This window comes from Candidatus Melainabacteria bacterium (genome assembly GCA_003963305.1).
Lineage (GTDB): Bacteria > Cyanobacteriota > Vampirovibrionia > Obscuribacterales > Obscuribacteraceae > PALSA-1081.
This window is the reverse complement of sequence record RXJR01000028.1, coordinates 107523-128861: the sequence shown is the minus strand read 5'-3', so window position 1 is coordinate 128861 and position 21339 is coordinate 107523. Positions and strand designations below refer to the sequence as shown.

The window sequence follows — 21339 nt, the reverse complement described above, 5'->3', positions numbered from 1 at the left end:
TTGATGTATAGAAATCTAAAAGTGCTTTTGTTGATCTTCTCTACCCTGGCAGTCTCAGCTAGCTGGCCACTTGTGGTTAGTGCTCAATCGACCGGGGCGGAAAAGCAAACCAATCAGCAAGGTGAAACTCAGCCGGAGCCATCGTCTAAAACTGAATCTGAGTCTCAGTCTGAGCCATCTTCCAAGTCTGAATCAAAGTCCCAGTCAGAACCATCGTCTAAGTCTGAATCGAATGCTCAGTCGGATACATCATCTAAGTCTGAGTCAAACTCTCAGTTAGAATCAAAGCCTAACGGAGAGTCAGATACGAAGTCCAATGTTTCACAGGATATACCTGTTACTGGGGAACAGATAGAAGGCATTCCGCTCAATATCGGTGGGGTCGAGGTTCTACGTTTTAAAGGCACCATAAGTGGTTTCACTCCCGAGCAGCGAGTCCGAGCTATTCTCTTTCGTCTTAAAGAGTTAGAGCAGAAGGGTCTGAATATCGATTCTATTGACACTAAAGAGACCGGCTACAGCACTGATGTTGTGGTTGGTAACGACACTATATTTACGATTACAGATCGTGATGCGCGATATGTCGGTCATCCTAATCGAAAAATTCTGGCTTCGGAGTGTGCGGATAGGCTCAAGCGCGGGTTGCTCAAAGAACGAGAAGCGAGCAGTCCGAAGGTGATCCTCATGGCGTCAATCTTTACCGTGGCTGCCTCGATCGCGCTCATGGTCGCACTTTCTCTTTTGGCAATTGTTTTCCCCTGGTTGTACAAACGCATCGAGCAGGCACGGGGCAAGTACATCGCCTCCATAAAAATTCAAAAGGCAGAGTTGATTTCGGAAGCGACTTTGACCGAAATATTCGTTGGTATGTGTCGATTGCTCAGAGCGCTGCTGACGTTGATCTTGCTCACAGCATTTGTTGAGGCAGTGCTCAGTTTTTACCCGACTACACGCGATTTGTCTGGTCAAGTGTCTGAGAAGTTTGTGCTGCCGATTGTACGCCTTGTGATCTCGTCGATTACTTCATACGTACCTAACCTCGTAATTATCGCCGCTGTAGCGGTTGGTGCTTACTATCTGATCGCTTTTACCAGATTTATTTTCAACGAGATTGGACGCGGAAGTATTACTTTCTCGGGTTTCGAGCAGGAATGGGCGAATCCCACTTATACAATCGCCCGCTTTCTTATTATCTCGTTTGCCATAGTTTTGATGTTTCCGTACCTTCCTGGCTCCGGTTCTCCTGCTTTCCAGCAGGTCTCAATCTTTCTTGGTGTGCTGATTTCGCTGGGTTCATCAGGCGCGGTATCGAATGTCATTGCCGGCGTCTTTCTTACCTATACAGGAGCTTTCAGACTTGGTGATCGTGTGCGCATTGCCGATACCGTAGGTGATGTCACTGAGAGGCGTCTTCTTTATACTCGTGTTCGCACAATCAAAGACGAATTTATCACCATTCCCAACTCGCTCGTACTGGGCAGCCATATCATCAACTACAGTGCTTCTATGCAGGGAAATGGATTGGTTTTGCACACATCGGTGACGATCGGGTATGACGTGGAATGGCGCCTGGTGGAAAAACTATTGATCGAGGCGGCCATAGCAACGACCAACATTCGAAGTGAGCCACCTCCATTTGTGCTGGTTACCAGTCTTGACGACTTTTACGTCACGCATCAGATCAATGCTTTTACGTCGGCACCGCATCTGATGGCCCAGACTTACGCGGATTTGCACAAGAATATTCTTGATAAATTCTTCGAAGCTGGTGTCGAGATCATGTCACCACACTGCCATACCGTCAGGGATGGTTCTGATGACGCTATTCCAGTTAAGTACCGAAAGGAAGATGCTCCAAAACGCGCGCCGATGTCCCCTGCAGCAAGAAAAAATTCGCAGTGATAAAATCGATTCTTGACAAGTGGCTTGAACGAGCGTAACATCTTTGGCCTTACTAACCAACTCCTTTATAGAAACAGGCAGGCGCCTTTTCGGAGTTTTGTCTTGAACATTTTAATCTGCCAAACGTGCGGATCAATCTCTGCCAGCAACGAGACCAAGTGTTCTAATTGCGGAACCGCGTTGACTGAGGATTCGGCTTTCGTTGTTACTCCGATTCAGGGGAGTAAGCCAGCGTCGCCGCATTTTTCATTTTTCCAGGACTCGCTAACGCAGGAAGACGCAACTAACGATCCTGGAGTGTACGATGATTTACCGGCAGAAGACTTGTATGTTCTGTCGAGGCCGAGTATCTCGAGCGCTCTAAGTAATTCGAATTCGAATTCTGCGGCTGCCAAATCAAATACGCCTGGTTGTGCTGACGCACAAAATGAACCGAAATCCGACGGAAGGCATGAGAGTCCTTCGGAAAAACAGAATATCGGTAAAGTTCGCACCGAGTACTTAAAGGAAACTAAGCGCTTTACCAACAAGGATTTGTTGGCAGTCACTCTTCTGTCGTTGTTAGTCGTGCTCGGTTGTACTGCCGTCATGTGGCTGCACGATGGTCCGCAAGTAAAAATTACTTTCTACAATCCGCTGGACGAACTCTGGCAATGGTTCCTACAACTAAATATGGCCATGAAATTCATGGTTGGTGCAGTGACGACAGCCGCATTCGGTTTTGTGTCACTGTTTGTATCGTTTAGTTTGTTCAGTCCCAACGGCAAGCTCAACGTATGGGAAAAGCAAAAGTACATTCCTTCACAGTTTCGAAAGCAGCATTTGCAAGAATTGAATCTTCTCAACAAGTCTCTTCAGCCGGGCGGGTTGCCGTTAGGTGTCCGTAAGGAATGGAAGTTCTGGCGACCATTAGAAGCCAGGAATCTTGTGCTTACCCCTGAACTGCGAGACGCGAATCCGCATGTCTTGATTGCAGGAACAGGTGACACCGGTAAATCTCGCTTGATGGCTAATATGGTCATACATGACATAAAGTCTGCCGATCGTGCTGTAGTTGTTGTAGATTCTGATGGAAACCTGACTGATTTAATTACTCGGTGGATTGCCGCTCAGCCCAATCGCGAACATTTGGCAGAACGCGTGACTCTTTTAGAGCCCACAAGTAAAGGAGCGTCAATCGGATACAATCCGCTTGAGTTTCCGCCCGACGGCGATTTGCAGAGTGCTGCGGCTGCCGTGGTATACGGCTTCAAAGCATTGTATATGGAGCCTCCCAACTCACAGAGCCAGTGGACTCAGCAGACTGCGAACATACTGAGAAGCGCAGCGATGCTGCTGATGGTTAATGGACGAACCCTGGTCGATCTGCCGGTGTTACTCAATGACAGTGATTTTCGAGATGTTTTGCTTGAAACAGTCGAAAAGCGAAGATTTGAACGAAGTGAATTTACAACATTGCTTGAGACCTGGGGAAACTATAAGCGCCTGGCTAGGGGTGACCAGTGGATTTCCTGGGTTGAACCCATTCTAAACAGAGTTACTCCGATGCTTGGGGATGATCGAATTCGTTCGATCTTAACCAAACCAGTAAGCGATTTAAAACTTGAGAACGTCATCAAAGACAGACGAATACTTATTGTCAAAATTCAGAGAGGAAAGTTCGATCAGCACGCTAATTTGTTGGGGAGTCTGATTGTTACTGGAGTCAAACAAGCTGCGCTTTCTCTGTCCGAAACTACATCATGTGAGCAGCCTCCAGTCGCGTTATACCTTGATGAATTAGATAATTTCATTGAAAAGGAAACCTTCAATTCAATAACTCTCGATTCCGAAGAACTTAAGATTGGCTTTATCGGCAGCATTAAGACGCTTCAGCATTTGCCTGAAGATTTTCGAAGTCAGCTTACCATTGGTGTTAAAACGATGTGTTGCTTTACTCTCACTAAGAAAGATGCGGACTCCCTTGGTCCGCAGATCTTCAGAGTCGATGGACGTAAGCCGAAGAACAGGACCATTCAAAACTGGATTAATCAGGTTAATACCTCTCCACAGTTTGAGCTGATTTCCGATGAGGAGAAGTTGAATATCGACAGATTGCTGGCGCAAGACACGCGCTCATTTTTCTGTTACCGTGTTGGCACCGCAGCTGGTGTGTTTTGCCTGAAGGCGCCCAACGTCAAAGATTTTCCGATGACTGAAGTCGTTAAAGGACTAGTTGCTCAGATGCGCAGGAACGTTTAGCTGGCTGGTCCCGATTTCAATTATCCCTATTCCAATTATGTTCCCGAGTTCGATATTCGTTCCGAATTAGGTTCCGACTTGCTGGGCGTGCTTTTTGTGGCAACGTAGAAGAGCGTGCCAGCCATGACAGTGAAGAAAACAACACCAAGAAGCTGGTAGCCATCCGATGAAAGGGCCTTAGTAATTGACTCTTCCATACTGACACGCTGCAACTGTTCATAGATTTGCGGTGGTATTGAAAGCAGTGCAACTATTACCCCTGCCAGCGCTCCTCCAGCCACCAGCCCTGTTGCGAAGAGGCTTCCACTGCCAATCTCTGCGTCTTCAGTTTTCTCGCCGCGTCGTTCTGCTCGCAAGTCAACTAGCTTCTTAACGACGCCGCCCACAAAAATTGGAAGAGTGGTTGAGATTGGTAGATACGCCCCGACGGCAAAATTGAGGGCATTGACGCCGCACAATTCCATTGTTATTGCTAAAAAGATGCCGACAAGAACAAAGTTCCAATCAAGGTTGAAAGACAGCATCCCTTTGATCAGAGTTGCCATCAGGGTGCCTTGCGGTGCCGGAAATTTGTCACTGCCAATTGCGTGCACTATTCCGAGAGCCTGCATGTCTGGTGACGGATAATCAAGCAGTTTGACGGTGATACCAATCACTATCGACGCTACGACTGCGCCGATGAATAGAGTGATTTGCTGATAGCGTGGTGTCGCGCCGACAATATAACCTGTTTTCAAGTCTTGAGATGTGGCACCGCCATTTGCTGCCGCAATACAGACGATACCTCCGACTACAAGCACCATCGGCTCAAATATACGTCCTGTCAATCCGAAGGCTATGAATACGAGCGATGTTGCCATTAATGTGGCGATCGTCATCCCTGAGATTGGATTTGAGCTGGAGCCGATGATTCCAACGATGCGACTCGATACCGTCACAAAAAAGAATCCGAAGAATACGACCAGGATCCCCAGCAACAGTTTCTGCCAGAGGTTTTCTCCTGGAATTTGAGGCAGAAGAACCATCAACGAGACAAGCGCAATCGAACCGAAGAGAACGACTTTCACAGACAGATCGTTTTCGGTTCTCAGTTGAACAGTGCCGTCATTTTGTTGCTTGAACGAGTCTAAGCTGTCTCGGAATGAAGAAACAATGGTTGGGATTGTTTTTATCAGAGTTATAAAACCGCCTGCTGCAACTGCCCCGGCGCCGATTTGTCGAATATAAGCGTGGTAAATTGCCTCTGATGTGCGCGCAAAAGTGTGAGTAGTCGGATCCCAGTGTCCGGGACCACCCGCTGTTGTGAGACTGTGTAAATTCCCAAGCTTTACCAGCTGAGCGGCAATTGTATCCATCGGGACTAAGGCAGCCAGCAGGGGAATCACCCCGAGCCATGCAAGAACGCCTCCAGCTACGAGAATGCCCGCGATGCGAAAGCCTATGATGTATCCGACTCCAAGATATTCCGGAGTTATGTCACCGGCGATGGTTGCAGATGGAAAAAACTTATTCATCTGCTGCGTAACGTAGCTGGGTGCTTCCGAAATTATGTGCAGGACATGTTGCAAAAAGGCATACGCCATCGCGAAACCAAGACCCTGATAAGCGGTTTTGGCAAAGTCGCCGCCTTTGTCGCCTGCGATCAGAACCGAACCGCATGCAGTTCCCTCCGGATAAGGGAGGTTGCCGTGTTCCTTGACGATCAGGGAGCGCCTTAGCGGAATCATCATTAGTGTGCCGAGAATTCCACCCAGCACAGCCAGAATGAATATGGTCCAGTAGTTGAAGTAAGCGGCACCAACACTTTCCCCGCCAGTTTCACTTGCTGATAGAAAGAGAAACCCCGTCAAAGTGAAAACAACACCCGCGGCAATCGATTCACCGGCAGAGGCAGTTGTTTGAATAATATTGTTTTCGAGAATAGTTGTGTTGAGAAACTTACGTCCCACAGAAATGGCGAGCACCGCAACTGGTATAGATGCGGATACAGACAATCCTGATTTCAATGCCAGATAGACTGATGCAGCGCCGAATAACACTCCGAAAATGGCACCCAATAGGACAGCTCTGGGTGTGAATTCTTTGATTTTCTCTTCGGGGGCTATGTATGGTTTGAATTCAAGATTGGTTTCGGACACGATTACCTCCGGTCGACGGCGATCGACCGATCATAGCTGAATTCGCCCATTAATAGATCAACTGCACACCTGCACACCTGCACACGGTCCTGAAGTTGAGCTATTGACTAGATCGCGATATAGTGAAAGTGAAAGCTAATTCCGGCTGAGAGCCAGCAGCGTGCCTGAGGAGAACTGTATTGGAGCTAAGGTCCCAGGAACGGGAAATAATTTCCAAAGCCGCCGCCAGGCGGACGATGGTTGGTCATTTCATCATTTATATATTGCTTATACCAACGCCGTTATTGCTTATGGGGCAATTAGTCTGGGCGTTTTTTGCAGTTTTGGCTTTCGTCACTTTTGCCTACGTCAATCCAGGTTTCTTTGCGCCCACTGAACAAGAGTTAAAGAGATTGATGCATTACGATTCAAAAGATCAGATGCGCGATGACAACCCGATGGGTGTAGTTGACTACGACTGATTATGCGCAGACAGCATTAATCAAATTCATCGCCGTGGTCAGGTCCTTTCAATTATTCCAGCGTTTCTGAAGCGGAGGCAACCATACGAGCGAAAGCGATGTGCCCGTGAATTTTGCTGCAGGTCGATTGTGATGCGACGCCTGTTGTTTCCTGGCGGTGGATCATTGCTCTGACACGGCGACGCTCGCGGCGAGGCAAGTTGATGCGCTCGTTGACGACGAGACCGGTAACTTTCTGCTGAGAAGTTTTGCGTGCCACTCTCAGCTTCTTATCGTTTACTTTGAAACCTTCCGATGTGATGATGTCGCATATGGTGTTGATTTCGGCTCTCGTGATCTGACCTTCGCCAGATACTGTTATGTCATCACAATATCTCGTGTAGCTCCAATTTCTTTCAGCGCAAAATTGGCTCAGGAGCGTGTCCAGCTTGTTACAGATCAGGTTCGCCAGATCCGGCGAGGTTGGTGCTCCCTGGGGAAGAAGCTCATCGTGGGTGCAAAGACGGCTTAGATAACCGGCAAACTTCTGGTCGTATCCGACTGATTCGAAAAATTCGTTGACTCTATCAATAGTTATCGATGGAAAGAAATCTTCGATGTCTGCATTCAGAACAAAATCTTTTCCTACGTGCGGACGGGCATTGTCGACTATGCACATCCCCACTCTGTACCCTGTGCATGCATCATGCACTGGCAGTGGCTTGAGGAGGTTATGAGCGATCCACTTCTGGATGCGTTTTAGTTCTCTAGATGGTGCTGAGATGTGCCGGTGTCCGCCGGACTTTTTGGGTATAGAGAAACGTTTGTATAGATAGTCGGCCCTAAATATATACTTGCTCAGTTCAAACTCGGACATTTCCAGGGCTTTTGCGAGACTGACTTTGCTGTTTAGGGTCATGCGATATTTCTCGTATATTGAAGTGGGGCTGGATATCTCTGCTAAAGATCTGATTTATACAGAGTCGTTCTAGAAACGATATACGCGAAGTCGTCAGGTTCTGCGCTTGCGCAAATCCTGCGATTTCGAGTGCGGAATGGGATGCCTTTGGAAAAATGGTTGACGAATCATCAACCGTCACCGCCCGCGCGGTCCAGAGATATCCATTCCCCTTCAGTTATGGATGCGATACCACCGATGATGTTGCGTCGGTTGGTTCTTACATATCTAAAAGCACGCTGAAATCAAAGTCAACAGAGACTTTCATTCCTTAGACAATTATCCTGATTGATATATAGAGCTGGTTTTTGCCGCATATCAGATCGTCTCATTTACGAGATATTGAATTTAGAAGCAGTTGCAAATCACGTTTTTGCCTGTAGAAATCTGCCCATATATCTCCTGTATCCGTTAGACGCGCGATCAGGTTGTGTACTGTATAGGTCGCCGGGGAGATTGACTCCAGCTCATCCCAGGTCACCGGCGTTGATACCGCTGCGTCTGCCGTAGCACGAGGTGTGTAGGCGCAAGCCACTGTTTTCCCTCGAGCGTTGGGGCTGTGATCGATGAAGATCTTTCCACTGCTCTTTGCCACCAGGGCAGCCTGCGTGACGGTGTCTTGATTCTGCGCGGTGAGGAAGCGACCGATCAGCTCAGCCATATTTCTCGCGATGTCAAATTCTAAGTTCCTGATAATCGGAACGGTTATGTGCAGTCCTGTGCGGCCGGAGGTTTTTACTCTTGCCTGTAGAGACATAGAATCCAGCAATGCTCGTAGCTTTAGAGCCACTTCACAGAGCCTTTTAGATTCGTCTTTTTCTATTGAAGGATTTCTCGCGCCCCGTCCGTCCTTATGTAAGTCCAGATCGAAAACGATATAGTCAGGGTAGTTCAGTAGATAGCGCGAGTCGCAGCTTTCCAGATGCTCCAAATCTGGTATCAGTTCCAGTCGGGCCGGCATGCAGTGAAATTCAATGACACTGTGCTGCGCAAAGTAGAGTAGTGCTGCCAGGTTGTTGCAAACTACATGCTCAACCGCTTCTTGTGCTGCGTCTTCCGGCTCGACGACCACTGCGTCAACAAATTCAGGAAGTGAGTAGCTCCAGTGTTTTTGATAGAACTGCTTCTTGTGCACGCCTGACGTCGCTCGAATTACTGTAAGCGGGCGATTATGCAACTGAGGCAGAATAAATGGAGAAAGCTTTGTGAGAAAAATCAGATAGTCTCGTTTTGTTATCGCCGGCGCCAGTTCCGTCGCTGGCCAGAAGGGGCGATTTAAGTGGGTGAGTTTGACCTTTTCATTAGCAACCAGCAGTTCGAAGGTCTCTTCTTTTGCTGATAGTTGATCTAGAACTTTCTTTATCTCGTCCCCATCAATAATTGTTTGTGCAGATTGTTTGATTTGCGACTTGATAGATTCATCCTGCTCAATGCGCGCGGCGATGAGCGTTTTTTCCTCCTGCTGAGGGCGCACTTCTGCCGGGTCTTTGTCATCACGAAATCGCAAGAAAACGGGAGTGCGCAGATGCCTGTCTCGTGTCCAGTCCATAAACTTCGCTTCAATAACAATTTCGGGTTTTATCCAGACGACTTGCTTTTTCTCGTCCGGTCTTTTCTTGAACGGACACTTCGAAATGTGCAAAGGCAGCATTTTACGCATGGTCTGGTTGAGAAGGCGCTCGTCGAATCCTGTTCCTACGCTGCCGCAGTAGATGAATTCTCCGGTCTCGTTGTACTGACCCAGCAGCAGTGCACCAAAGGTAGTGCCACGTGAGCCTTGTCCTGCTGTGAATCCACCGATCACGAATTCGTCAGTCTGTTGAGCTTTTATTTTGAGCCATGACGGCGACCTTCTTCCGCTCTCGTACAGGCTGTCTAAACGTTTTTCTACGATGCCTTCAAAGCCGAGATTGATGCAGCTTTCGTATGCGAGTTCAGCGTCTGAGTCAAAATGCTGCAAGATTTGAATTTGCGGATGAGAGCCCAAAATTGTCTTGAGGATTAACTTGCGTTCTCTTAACGGCACTGAAAGCAGACTTACGTTTCCCGCATATAGAATGTCGAAGACAAAGTAAAAGACAGGGACGCTTTTCTCAGCTCTCTCAACATCCGCCTCCTTCATCAAATTCATTCTTTGTTGAAGATGCTGAAATGAAGGTCGACCTGCATTATCTAATGCGATTATTTCTCCATCAAGCACCATGTCTACCGGACATAAGCTGGCGAGCGCGTCTGATAACACCGGGTACTGCGACGTTAGATTTAAGCCTCTTCTGGAATGAAGTTTGGTCTGTCCGGCTTTGACGAAAGCAATGCCGCGAATGCCGTCCATTTTCGGTTCGGAGATCCAATCAGCGTTGGAGAACGGTGCTTTGCAGGGGCTCGCCAGCATCGGCGATAAAGTTATCGGAAACGGTGCAACTCTTGCGCCCTTAAAACCGACTAAATCGAGTTCGAGCGATCTGGACGCATCTTTGTCCGACGGTGCCAACGAAACGAAACTCCTCCACGAGCGACTAGCACAAGTTCCGGATTGTTATCCAGCGGCTGCTTTCTTCTTGCTGCTCTTGGCTGCGCCTGCGGTGGCAGCTTCTTTTGGAGCTTTCTCGGCTTTTTCTGCTTTTTCTGCTTTTGTAGCTGCTGCTGCTTCCTTTTGAGCTTTCATTGCTTCCATGCTTGCTTTCAACGCGTCCATCAGGTCGACCACGTTGCTGCTTGGAACTGCAGGAGCTTCGACAACTTCTTTGCCTTCCAGTTTTGCTTGAATGGTCGTGAGCAGGGCTTCGCGGTATGTGTCTTTCAACTGTTCCGGCTCAAAGTCGCTGGTCATGAGGTCTATCAGGCTGTTCGCCATGGCCATTTCTTTATCGGACAGCTGAACGTCTGGCAGAGGTGTGCCTCGTTGAACACGGATTTCGTCTGGATAGAGGAGCGTGTTCAACATCAGTGTGCCATCCAGCAATCGCAGTGCGCACAGCCGTTGCTTGCTGCGAAGGGCGATGCTTGCTACTGCGACAACATCTTTCTCTTTCATCGCCTTAAGGAACAAGGCGAAGGGTTTCTTCGCTGCTGGGTCGGGCTCGATGTAATAATTCTTGTCGTAAAATATCGGGTCGATTTCATCTTGCTTGATAAAAGAAGTCACTTCCACAATGTTTTTGTTCGGCACAGGAAGTTTTTCGAGATCTTCCTTCGTAATTACGACGTACTGGTCTTTTCCGTACTCGTAACCTTTTTCGATTTCATCGTATTCAATCTTTCTGTCGCAAGTCGGGCAGAACGTTTGCTGTTTTATACGACCCTTGCAATCTCTGTGCAACTGATTAAAGGAGATGTCTTTGTTTTCAGTCGCTGAATAAAGCTTGACTGGAATGCTCACCATTCCGAATGTGATGACTCCAGTCCATATCGCTCTCGCTGCCATAACCTCTACCTTTCGCGGGGGATGAATATATTACTTGCCTTGCTTCGATATTCTTCCCGCCCTTAATGGATATTACTCATATTTGTGATGGACATACGTATGATGGGCAGCGTCGAACCTTCCTGCCTTCCGCGTTGAGTGCTGCTCCCTAGGCGTCCCTTCATCTCTCATGATTAGGACGCAGGTTTAATCGACCCACTTGAATTTGCCAACATGCGCCGAGACCTTGATAGCATCAAGGTCTCGGAGAAGAAATATCGCATGAGGAAGAATGAAATGAGCGACGAAAGACAAGAGAAAGTCGCAGATCTTTTTGCAGGCTGTCAATCTCGTCTGATCGATAAAGTTTCAGCTAAAGGTCATGTGGACTCTGCGACTTACGTTGAAATTCGCTGATCTTATCGTCCTTTCAGCTAGATCTTGTGTGCGCCGTTACCTCCGCGGCGCTCATCGCTTAAGCACTAAATTTGGTGGTGCATAGTTTTGATGATAGGATCTGTGTATTTATGACACAGCGTTTTGTCCTCATCAGCAAGAGGATTTGTTTTTGTCGAAAGTTCGGAGAGTCGCAACGATTTTCCTCGTGCTGAGTCTGCTGCTTGTAGCAGCGTTGTCGATCGCGTCGTTTTTCAGTGAACAGGATCAAGTTTGCGAACTTTTGAGTCATTTGAGACTTCTATGGATTCTTGTCTTACTAGTGCTGTCTTCTTTTCTTGTTCTCGTGCGACGGTTCGATTTTGCGGGAGCTAGTGCGATTCTCTTGTTGGTGAATGTGAGTGATGTTGCTTGGATGTATGTGCAACCGGATCGAACTCTGCATTCATCTGCTTCATTGATATCTGTATTGCAGTTTAATGCAGCCGGAGATAGGAATGCTCGGTTCGAGGATCTTGTTTCATTAGTCAGAAACAAGCAACCTGATCTCGTTGCACTGAGCGAGGTCAATGAGCGTTGGATAGCTGTTCTTGATGAAAAACTTCGGGATTATAGCTACCGTTATTCAGTTGATCTCGGACGCTCTGATGGTCTGGCTGTGTACAGTAAATACAGGTTGTCGGATATTGTAACTAGATACAGTAAAATCGCTAAGCGTCCACGCATTGTGGGAGACTTCGAGACAGGTCGAAGCAAAATTCGATTTTGTTTTGCGCATCCAATTTTGCCTGTGCTGCCGGAGTATCGAAACGAGGAATTGCAGGAATTAGCGACTGAAGCGCAGGTTTCGACAAATCCCGTTATTTTGATCGGTGATTTGAACTGTACTCCATGGTCGTTTTATTTTAGAAAGTTGCTTCGCGATGGGCGTTTGTTTGACACAGAACGCGGATATGGGCCGCAGTGTACTTTTGATTCAAGGATGTTCATCCAGTTGTTGCCAATTGATCATTGTCTGACCAGCTCTAACTTCTTTACTGTCAAGCGGACTGTAGGTCCTGATCTCGGATCCGATCACTTGCCCGTTTTTGTCACGTTGAGATATTAATGGGAGTATATGTTTTCGAACCAAAGTGTGGCATCAGTTTTACAGGGTACTTACGGGATTCTAGCCACTATTTTGGGACCTTTCTAATTTCTCGATTCCCTGATTTATCTCCGAGAAGAACTGCGCTTCGGATCTGCTGTTGGCTGGGAATGATTTTTGCGATCTTGAGAGCTTGTAGAGAAAAAGTGCCTTTTGTGGGTCTTGCAGACGTTTTTGAATAGCGCTGTCGTTATTTGATTCTCTAAATTTTTCAGGCGTATCGTAAAGTTGTGCAAGAACGCCTGTTTCCCAGAAATCACCATATTTAGTGACAAAGTCAAAGGCATTCAACTCACCTTTTGACAATTTCTTTGATGGCTTTGTGCCATAAATTGCCCACAAGATTTCCACCATGACTCTGGCTTGAGTTGAGCATTCGCCATTTGCAGCTTCTTCGTATAGAGTCATGGCTTTCGCTGGGTCTGTCTTCATTCCCAGACCATTCTGATACATTCTGCCAAGATCGATCTGAGCTTGCCCATCGCCAGCAGTTACAGCTTTTTGATACCACTTCGCTGCGAGAGCGTAATTTACGGGAACTCCCAGACCCTCTTGATACATATATCCTAGTTCCGCTGCTGCCGGTATAGACCCATGCTCACATGCAAGTTGATACCATTGCGTTGCGAGTTTAAGTCTCCGGTCGCTTAGCCAGTTACATTCAAACATTCTGTTGACTTGGTTGACCAGTTCAATATATTCAAGATCAAGGCACTCGTGGGTTTCAAGCATCCAACCAATTAAATACTCAGCATCAGGATTACCGCTGCGGCTGGAGTCCACTGCCATTTTAAGCACCTCTTCGAGTCCCAGCGCTGGAGCATCAACTTGGGCATTTTCATAACCTTCACCATGTCTGTGGATTTGTTTTATTGCTTCCCTGAATGCCTTGTCTGACCTGGTATCGATTGGCGGCTGGGTGTGACCGAAACCAATGTTTTGCCTGGGAATTGGTAAAGGAAGCAAAGGTAACTGATTCTTGGCGACCAGCATTATTGCCGCGACAAGAGCGAGCGCACAGGCAACATGTCGTTTTTTGATGGTAATTGCTGCAACTACCTGTTTAGGCAAATGCATAGACACCTCCATGGAACGCGATGCGACCATGAGTTCAGAGTATTGTTAGTTCTTTAGTAAGTGCGTACTGAGACGACAATATACTCTTCTCCGCAATAGTTACACTGGGAAAAGCCCTGAAAAAAAATCTTCGCAAGTTTAGTGCGATTCAAACTGACGCTGTTCAACGTCGGCATTTAAGGTACCAAATCACCACAATAGCTTGGGATCATTAATACGATGGATGCACTTGGTCGGGTTAGTAGGTTGCCGGGTTAGGTAATGGTCAGAGAAATTGAAGCACCACCGCCGCCGAACGACAGTAATGTTCGTGAAACTGAGGTGGTTCGCGAACAACCTTTAGTCCAGTCCCCCACCAGCGAAAAAGACCGTGAGGAGTGGATGAACAGTCTCTCAAGCATGCGCGACAGCGCTCGCGATGGGTCGAACGGTTTTTTGCCCTCGTTGGAGCTTACATTTGGTCAAGTTGATTCAGATCCGCACAAAGGTGACGATGACCCTGGCAGTCCGGATACGTCTGTAGAGGTCAATGGAGTCGACTCTAGTGCTCCACTTCACGCTTATGGTTATGCCGCATCTGTTGATAAGGTGGGTGCGGAACGCAGGGAAAGGCTCGGCCGAGAGCAAAATGGCGACAGTACTCTAGGTGCGGAACAGCAGTATTTAGCCGAACTGCAGGCACTTGCCGCAAGTGCTATCGCTGGTGATGCCGCCTCATTCGTCTCGCTTGCGAATTCTGGTTTTGCGTCGCAAGGTCTGCAGCAGGTATCAATTTACGATTTGAAGATGCAGAAAGGAAGTGATGGCCAGGTACTGCTTGTAGCGCCTCGTGGCGATGGTGCACCATCACAGCAAGATGGCGTTGCGTTAGTTCGTGATGACGGAAGAGCATTGAGCGCTATGGAATTGGGGCGATACTTGAGACCAGACGGCACAATTCTTATCGGTGAGCGAGGGCAAGCATTGCGCCCGGGTGAGGAATTGGCTGTGGCACCAGTCGAAGCACCCGAGAATACTAAATCCGCATCTGAATCTGGATTTGCCGAGCAAAGGCTGGTGTCCGAAAAAAGTGAACTCAATGACATAACGACAGCTGCTGTAAAAGAAATCAGTGAAACGAAGGACACACAGCAAGCTGGAGAGGGGCAAAAAACAATCAAGACACGCCTCGGCGAGACACTTAGATCTATTGCGCTTCGCGATTTGAACGATGTCAAAAATTGGCAGTTGCTTGCGGAGAAGAACAATCTCTCGACTGAAACAGATAGCAATGGAAATCCGCTTGCTGCGCTGCAGCGCGGCATGACTCTAACTCTCCCAACCGCTTCTGAAATAGAAGATTTCCAGGCTCGCGCGTCGCTGGCTGCATCGTTACAGTTGACCTGAGCATCAGTTGAATTGAGCGTCGATAATTAGTTTTTTTCTTTTTACGATGTACAGGTCATCCTGACTACCGCCTCTTTTTCGGCGGGCCGGTCTTTTCATCAAACGTCGCCTGCCCATCAAAGTTTAAGTCGATTGAATGGGTGTCTGAATCGCTTCTGAAGCTCTATACTTGTAAGCTTCATAGCCCGTTAGCATCTTCAGGTTTTAGCCATATGACCGCACAGCGAAAAGACGTCAGAGTCGCCTTGATTGGTTTCGGTCTAGCCGGTTCCGTTTTCCATGCACCACTTATAGATTCCGTAGACGGTTTGCGTTTAACGGCTATAGTCACGGCAAACTCACAACGTCAGGCGCAGGCTGGATTCACCTATCCCTCTGCGCAGATTTTTTCGTCGGTCGACGAAATTTGGAAATCGGCAAATGATTATGATCTTGTTGTAGTCGCTTCACCGAATCGTTTTCACTACGATCATGCATATGCCGCGTTGAATGCCAATATGCATGTGGTCGTGGATAAACCAGTTGCTGCCACTGTTCAGGATTGTCGAGACCTGATCAATCTCAGTCAGAAGAAAGGAAAGATTCTTTCTGTATTCCACAATCGACGTTGGGACAACGATTTCTTGACCGTGCAAAAGTTGATTGAGGAAGGCACGCTCGGTACGCTTACTCGTTTTGAATCTCGATATGAGCGTTACAGACCTGAGCCAAAAGCGAACGCCTGGCGAGAGTCTGCTGATGCGAAGGATGCAGGCGGTTTATTGTTTGATTTGGGCAGCCACTTGATTGATCAGGCTTGTACTCTCTTTGGTGATCCTAAAACTGTTTATGCCGAACTAGATGCTCGCAGAACAGGCGCCGAGGTAGACGATGATGCATTCGTGGCGCTGCAGTTTACTGATGGCGTGAAAGCGCATTTGTGGGCAAGTTCGGTTGCTCGACTAAAAGGACCGCGCTTTCGCGTACTGGGTCTGAAGGGCGCATACGAAAAATACGGAATTGACCCGCAGGAAGAAAAGTTGAAAGCTGGAATTTTGCCGAGTTCCGCAGACTTTGGACGCGAGCCGGAAAGCGCCTGGGGGCGACTGAGCGCTCAGGTGGGCGGGCTGGCGTTCGAAGGACGGATTGAAACGTTACCGGGAGCATATAAAACCTTCTACAGCTCATTGCGTGATGCGATTTTGCACGATGGAGAAATTCCAGTTCAACCCCGAGATGCGCTGAGAACAATGCAAATAATCGAAGCCGCATTGAAAAGTTCAGCATCCGGCCAGGTGATCCAGCTTGAAGGTTCAAAAGTTTAGGTACGTACAAACAATTGGTGAATATGCACAGTCTGTCAACGGAATCAACAACTCGAATAACTATAAAGATCCACCCAGGGAGGAGTTATCCTCTTGGCGCCTCGCACAGCGAGCAGGGCACCAACTTCTGTATATTCTCCAAGCACTGCACGGGCGTGGATCTTTTGCTTTTCGATGAGCCTACTTCACCCGAGCCATCTACTGTTATAACCCTTGATCCTCAAATCAATAAGACAGGATTTTACTGGCATATCTTTTTAGAAGGAGTGCAAGTCGGTCAGGTTTATGCCTATCGAGTCGATGGAGATTTCGCTCCTGAAAAAGGCGAGCGCTTCGACCGCAACAAAGTGCTGCTCGACCCTCATGCGCTTACAGTCGTGAACTTCGAAAATTATGACCGCGCCTCTGCGACTGCACCAGGTGATAATTGCCACAAAGCACTGCGGGCGGTGGTAACTGATACGTCCACTTATGATTGGGAAGGTGATACACCGTTGCGCCTGCCAAACGCTGAAAGCGTCATTTACGAGATGCACCTGGCTGGTTTCACGAAGCATCCGAATTCCGGAGTTTCGGCGGATAAGCGTGGTACCTACGCCGGGTTAATAGAGAAGATTCCTTATTTGAAAGAACTGGGCGTGACGGCAGTTGAGTTGATGCCGATTCAGCAGTTTGACGAATTTGATGCCCGACCAGGCTTGAAGAATTATTGGGGTTACAGTCCGCTTGCGTTTTTTGCGCCGCACCGTTCTTACAGCTCGAACCAGGAAGTTTTTGGACCAATCGACGAATTTCGCGACATGGTCAAGGCATTGCACAAAGCCGGTATCGAAGTAATTCTCGATGTAGTGTACAACCATACTTGTGAAGGAAATGAATCCGGTCCGACTCAATCTTTTAGAGGTTTTGATAATTCGACTTACTATCTTCTCGAAGACGATCAGACTTACTACAAGAACTACAGCGGTTGCGGAAATACCCTCCGAGCTAATCATCCTGTCGTCGGTCGTTTCATTTTAGACAGTCTGCGCTACTGGGTCTCCGAGATGCATGTGGATGGATTCAGATTCGACCTTGCCTCGGTCCTGACGAGAGATCTGATCGGGCAACCGAATGATATGCCGGCAGTATTGTGGACTGTTGAATCAGACCCTGTTATGGCAGGAATAAAGCTGATTGCAGAGGCATGGGACATAGGCTTGTATCAAGTTGGACTGTTCATCAATCGCAGCAACTTTTTTGGCGAATGGAACGGACCATTCCGAGACGATGTTCGCAGGTTCGTCAAAGGTGACAAGAAAACAGTAAAGAATCTTGCCGCGCGCATACTGGGCAGTTCGGATATCTATATCAAGCCGGATCGTGAGCCCAACCGCACCGTTCACTTCATCACTTGCCACGACGGCTTCACGATGAACGATCTTGTTTCATACGACAAAAAACATAATGCTGCAAACGGCGAGTTCAACGCAGATGGAAGCAATGACAATCACAGTTGGAATTGTGGCGTCGAAGGTCCTACAGCAGATGATCAAATAGACAAATTGCGCGAGCGGCAGATCAAGAATTTCCTCACCATTCTCTTCACTTCACAGGGCACTCCGATGCTTCTAATGGGTGATGAAGTAAGACGCACACAGCAGGGCAATAACAACGCTTACTGTCAGGATAACGAACTGAGTTGGTTCGACTGGTCTCTGGTGGAAAAGCAGAAAGACATGCTGCATTTCACGAGAAAGTTGATCGCTTATACTCAGGCGCTCGAAATTTTTAAGGAGCGGAGGTTGCTCGTTACTTCTCCTGAGTCTAACGAACCGCACATCGTATGGCACGGCGTTGAGCTGGAAGAGCCTGATCTCGGTGACAATTCTCATAGTCTCGCGTTCACGCTTTATCATCCAGATCATCAGGAAGAGCTGCACATTATGCTCAATGCTTTCTGGAAGCCACTGTTTTTCGAACTGCCTAAACCGCTGAGCGGCTATACCTGGCATCGAATTATAGATACTTACCTTCCTACCGGATCTGATATCCGTCTGCCTGACGAGGCACCACAGATAGTGCACAATCATTATCGCGTGCAAGCCAGATCTGCTGTTGTACTTATGGCTCTGCCCATCAGGTAGAGGTTTTTCGTGCTTTCCATAGTCCGGGTCTCAGGAGGCTGCGGTGCCTTGAGCTGGTTCAGCCGGTTCAAGTAGGTCGCTATCTCCGCTTGTTCTGGTCCGTCGAATTCGCCGGGGTCTGGTCTGGCTAGCGGGGCTATCACCGGCAGCAAAAGTTTATGGTCAAGGGGTTATATCCTAAACGCAGCAATTGGCTGTAAAATTGGGTAAGGCAGTATTATGCGAAGTGGTTTTTTCCCTGGCGGAATCCATGACAAACGACAATTGGCAAAAGTACAAAAGTTCCGGTGAGCAAGCTCTGATGCGGGGGGCTCTCGGCGAGGCTGAATCGATGTGGCTGGCTGCCCTCGAAGAAGCGGAAGATTTCCCGGAAAACGACAGCCGGCGTGCTGTGACTTACGAAGGTTTATCGGAAGCGTATTTTCGTCAAGGCAAGAACAAAGATGCCGAGGCTACTTGCCGCAGGTTGCTAAGTTTGTATCGCCGCGTCCACGGACCAGACCACATTGACGTCGGCATAACGTCGAGCAATCTCGCCATGCTGTTGCATATGAGCCACAACTACGCGGACGCTGAGCCGCTCTACAAGCAATCTATCGCTATCAAGACCAAGGTTTTAGGGGCTAACCATCCAGATGTCATGCGTTTGCTGGAAGGTTACGCCGATTTGCTCATGAAGACCCACAGAGAGGACGAAGCCCGTCACTTGCAGGTGTGCGCACAAGGGCTTTCCACTGGCAAGTGGGACCGGACGAAAATGGATATGCCGGCAGCCAAAGCTCCGAATGGACAAGCAGGTGCACCGACCGCACCGCAGCAGGCTGCCACACAGACCGGTTCGCAACCCGCTTTGCAGCAACCCAGTCAATCTCAGACTAATTTACCGACCGCGGGGACGGCTTCAGCCTCGGCTGGCGGCTCAAACAAGGCTGGCATTCAGACTACTCCGGCGGTCGAAAAAAAGGCGCCAATCGTCGCTCCATCTGCCCCTAATGCCAATGGTCAGGCGGGTCCAAATCCCATAAACTGGTTCGTATATAAGGAATTCGCCGAAGAAGCCCTGCGCCGCGGGTTGATGCAGGTTGCGGAAACACAGTGGCGCGCCGCTTTGCAGGAAGCTGAGAGCCAGAATCTCGACAAGCAGAAACTAGCGTATGCCCTTGACTCGCTTGCAGACATTTTGTGCCGTATAAAGAAGTACGAAGAGGCCGAACAACTGATGACACGTTGTATTGGCTTGAAAACCGAAGTCCTTGGGCAGCTTCATCCGCTCGTGGCGATGAGTGTTTCGACATTGGCACGTCTCTATTATCAACAGAAAAATTATTTGATGGCAGAGACATTGATGGGCGATTGCATTCAGATTTACGAAAAGGGTCTGGGTGATCACACCGAGACTGCCAGCGCTCTGTACAATTTCGCCATGATTTATCACCAGCAGATGAAGCTGCAGGAAGCAGAGTCTGTTTATCGCAGATGCTGGGAAATGCGTAAGCGCATGCTCGGTCCCGATCATCCCGACACGAAGAAGGTTTTTGATAATTACGCAAAAATCCTGGCGGCGAAGAAGCCCGTTGCACCGGTCAAGCCAACGCAAGAACCTGTTAAGCAACCTGAAAAAGCGACGGCCGCGCCGACAGCACCGTCTAAATTGAGCTATAGTGAGCAGGCTATTACCGGGTCATGGAAGATTCTGGAACTGCCGGACGTCATGCGACTCAATCCGGACGAGTAAGCGTCAGCAAATAGGCGAAATTGATGAAAAAGGTTGCGGTTGTCGGTGCTACCGGCTATACGGGACAGGAGCTGATTCGACTCATCCTCCAGCACGACAAAGTTACTCTACACACAGCTGTTTCGCAGAGCAGTGCCGGTAAGAAGCTTGCCGACGTCTATCCGAATCTGGCTAAGTCGACCGATTTGACGCTCACTGATGAGGATATCGAATCAGTGGCAGGCAAAGTCGATGTGATTTTCATGGCTTTGCCGCATGGTATCGCAGCCAAGACTGTGACGAAGAAAGTGCTGGATAAATGCGCGGTCATCGACCTCGGGGCTGATTTCCGACTGCAAAATACCAAAGAATATGAACAATGGTACGAGTACAAGCATCCCAATAAATCCATTGTCAAAGAAGCTGTTTATGGGCTTCCTGAGCTGAATCGCGACAGAATCAAAGGAGCGCGCCTGGTAGCAAATCCAGGCTGTTATGCCACTTGCTCCATTCTGACCCTGACGCCTCTATTGCGGGCCGGCGTTATTGACCTTGAATCCATCATCATTGATGGTAAATCGGGCGTCTCCGGTGCGGGAAGGTCTCTGGCGCTCGGCACGCACTTTGATGAGTGCAATGAATCGATCAAGGCTTACAAAGTGGGCTGCCATCGGCACACGCCTGAGATTGAGCAGGAGCTTTCACTGCAGGCCAAAGAAGCCGTGCTGCTATCATTCACACCGCATCTGGTGCCCATGCATCGAGGCATTTTGATCACGAGCTATTCCATTCTCAATCGCGAAATGTCAGACGATGAGTTGTTTGACATTTACAACTCAGCTTACAGTAAGGAGCCTTTCATAAGGCTTTTCGACTCGGCGAAAGGCGAATATCGCTTCCCTGAAACTCGCTGGGTAAAAGGTTCCAATTTCTGTGATATTGGGGTCACCGTGGACGCACGTACTGATCGAGTCATTGCAGTTGGCGCCATCGATAATTTGATCAAGGGCGCCGCTGGGCAAGCTCTACAGAATATGAACATCCTGTTTGGTTGGCCTGAGACCACCGGAATCACCCAGTTGCCTACTTTTCCGTCTTGATCACAAC

Annotated in this window: 14 protein-coding genes; 9 read left to right on the top strand and 5 right to left on the bottom strand. The window is 48.4% G+C overall.

Annotation, left to right across the window (positions count from 1 at the left end; all coding sequences use genetic code 11):
• Positions 1-3: 3 nt before the first annotated feature.
• Together EKK48_25615 and EKK48_25610 are read left to right on the top strand one after the other, a co-directional pair.
• Complete coding sequence (locus EKK48_25615; GenBank protein ID RTL36619.1) at positions 4-1902, top strand: mechanosensitive ion channel family protein; 1899 nt, start codon at positions 4-6, stop codon at positions 1900-1902.
• A gap of 180 nt (positions 1903-2082) precedes the next feature.
• A complete protein-coding gene (locus EKK48_25610; GenBank protein ID RTL36618.1) occupies positions 2083-4143 on the top strand; it encodes a type IV secretory system conjugative DNA transfer family protein in 2061 nt (686 codons plus the stop codon).
• A gap of 35 nt (positions 4144-4178) precedes the next feature.
• Here EKK48_25610 and EKK48_25605 read toward each other — a convergent pair whose 3' ends face one another.
• Positions 4179-6281: an OPT family oligopeptide transporter gene (locus EKK48_25605; GenBank protein RTL36617.1), complete on the bottom strand. Its 2103-nt coding sequence runs from the start codon at positions 6279-6281 to the stop codon at positions 4179-4181.
• A 179-nt stretch (positions 6282-6460) separates the two neighbouring features.
• On the opposite strand from EKK48_25605, the gene EKK48_25600 reads away from it, so the two are divergent.
• Positions 6461-6742: a hypothetical protein gene (locus tag EKK48_25600; protein RTL36616.1), complete on the top strand. Its 282-nt coding sequence runs from the start codon at positions 6461-6463 to the stop codon at positions 6740-6742.
• 52 nt (positions 6743-6794) lie between these two features.
• Here EKK48_25600 and EKK48_25595 read toward each other — a convergent pair whose 3' ends face one another.
• The 3 genes from EKK48_25595 to EKK48_25585 all read right to left on the bottom strand — a co-directional run bounded on the left by EKK48_25595 (position 6795) and on the right by EKK48_25585 (position 11103).
• A complete protein-coding gene (locus tag EKK48_25595) occupies positions 6795-7640 on the bottom strand; it encodes an RNA-directed DNA polymerase (protein RTL36615.1) in 846 nt (281 codons plus the stop codon).
• Between the two features lie 367 nt (positions 7641-8007).
• Positions 8008-10170 carry a DNA ligase D gene (gene ligD / locus EKK48_25590; protein RTL36614.1) on the bottom strand — a complete coding sequence of 721 codons (2163 nt, stop codon included), beginning with the start codon at positions 10168-10170 and terminating at the stop codon, positions 8008-8010.
• Positions 10171-10215: 45 nt separating this feature from the next.
• Positions 10216-11103, bottom strand: a complete 888-nt coding sequence (locus EKK48_25585) for a Ku protein (GenBank protein RTL36613.1) — start codon at positions 11101-11103, stop codon at positions 10216-10218.
• A gap of 760 nt (positions 11104-11863) precedes the next feature.
• Between EKK48_25585 and EKK48_25580 the strand changes: the two genes are divergently transcribed.
• Positions 11864-12586, top strand: a complete 723-nt coding sequence (locus tag EKK48_25580; GenBank protein ID RTL36612.1) for an endonuclease/exonuclease/phosphatase family protein — start codon at positions 11864-11866, stop codon at positions 12584-12586.
• Between the two features lie 60 nt (positions 12587-12646).
• Here the strand turns inward: EKK48_25580 and EKK48_25575 are convergent, their stop codons facing one another.
• The gene (locus tag EKK48_25575; GenBank protein ID RTL36611.1) at positions 12647-13732 is read right to left on the bottom strand and encodes a sel1 repeat family protein; all 1086 of its coding nucleotides are present in this window, start codon (positions 13730-13732) and stop codon (positions 12647-12649) included.
• Between the two features lie 231 nt (positions 13733-13963).
• On the opposite strand from EKK48_25575, the gene EKK48_25570 reads away from it, so the two are divergent.
• The 5 genes from EKK48_25570 to EKK48_25550 all read left to right on the top strand — a co-directional run bounded on the left by EKK48_25570 (position 13964) and on the right by EKK48_25550 (position 21332).
• The gene (locus tag EKK48_25570) at positions 13964-15088 is read left to right on the top strand and encodes a hypothetical protein (protein ID RTL36610.1); all 1125 of its coding nucleotides are present in this window, start codon (positions 13964-13966) and stop codon (positions 15086-15088) included.
• 212 nt (positions 15089-15300) lie between these two features.
• Entirely contained in the window at positions 15301-16392 is a 1092-nt protein-coding gene (locus tag EKK48_25565) for an oxidoreductase (GenBank protein ID RTL36609.1), read from the top strand.
• Positions 16393-16448: 56 nt separating this feature from the next.
• Positions 16449-18518, top strand: coding sequence for a glycogen debranching enzyme GlgX (gene glgX, locus EKK48_25560; GenBank protein RTL36786.1), 2070 nt, complete (start codon positions 16449-16451; stop codon positions 18516-18518).
• Between the two features lie 250 nt (positions 18519-18768).
• Positions 18769-20253 carry a tetratricopeptide repeat protein gene (locus EKK48_25555; protein RTL36608.1) on the top strand — a complete coding sequence of 495 codons (1485 nt, stop codon included), beginning with the start codon at positions 18769-18771 and terminating at the stop codon, positions 20251-20253.
• A 23-nt stretch (positions 20254-20276) separates the two neighbouring features.
• Entirely contained in the window at positions 20277-21332 is a 1056-nt protein-coding gene (locus tag EKK48_25550) for an N-acetyl-gamma-glutamyl-phosphate reductase (protein RTL36607.1), read from the top strand.
• Positions 21333-21339 lie beyond the last annotated feature (7 nt).

Bases quoted from the DNA above. Each gene is read 5' to 3' on its own strand.
- EKK48_25595 (RTL36615.1), bottom strand. From the start codon at position 7,640: ATGACCCTAAACAGCAAAGTCAGTCTCGCAAAAGCCCTGGAAATGTCC.
- EKK48_25555 (RTL36608.1), top strand. From the start codon at position 18,769: ATGACAAACGACAATTGGCAAAAGTACAAAAGTTCCGGTGAGCAAGCT.
- EKK48_25565 (RTL36609.1), top strand. From the start codon at position 15,301: ATGACCGCACAGCGAAAAGACGTCAGAGTCGCCTTGATTGGTTTCGGT.
- EKK48_25575 (RTL36611.1), bottom strand. From the start codon at position 13,732: ATGGTCGCATCGCGTTCCATGGAGGTGTCTATGCATTTGCCTAAACAG.
- EKK48_25570 (RTL36610.1), top strand. From the start codon at position 13,964: ATGGTCAGAGAAATTGAAGCACCACCGCCGCCGAACGACAGTAATGTT.
- EKK48_25550 (RTL36607.1), top strand. From the start codon at position 20,277: ATGAAAAAGGTTGCGGTTGTCGGTGCTACCGGCTATACGGGACAGGAG.
- EKK48_25615 (RTL36619.1), top strand. From the start codon at position 4: ATGTATAGAAATCTAAAAGTGCTTTTGTTGATCTTCTCTACCCTGGCA.
- EKK48_25585 (RTL36613.1), bottom strand. From the start codon at position 11,103: ATGGCAGCGAGAGCGATATGGACTGGAGTCATCACATTCGGAATGGTG.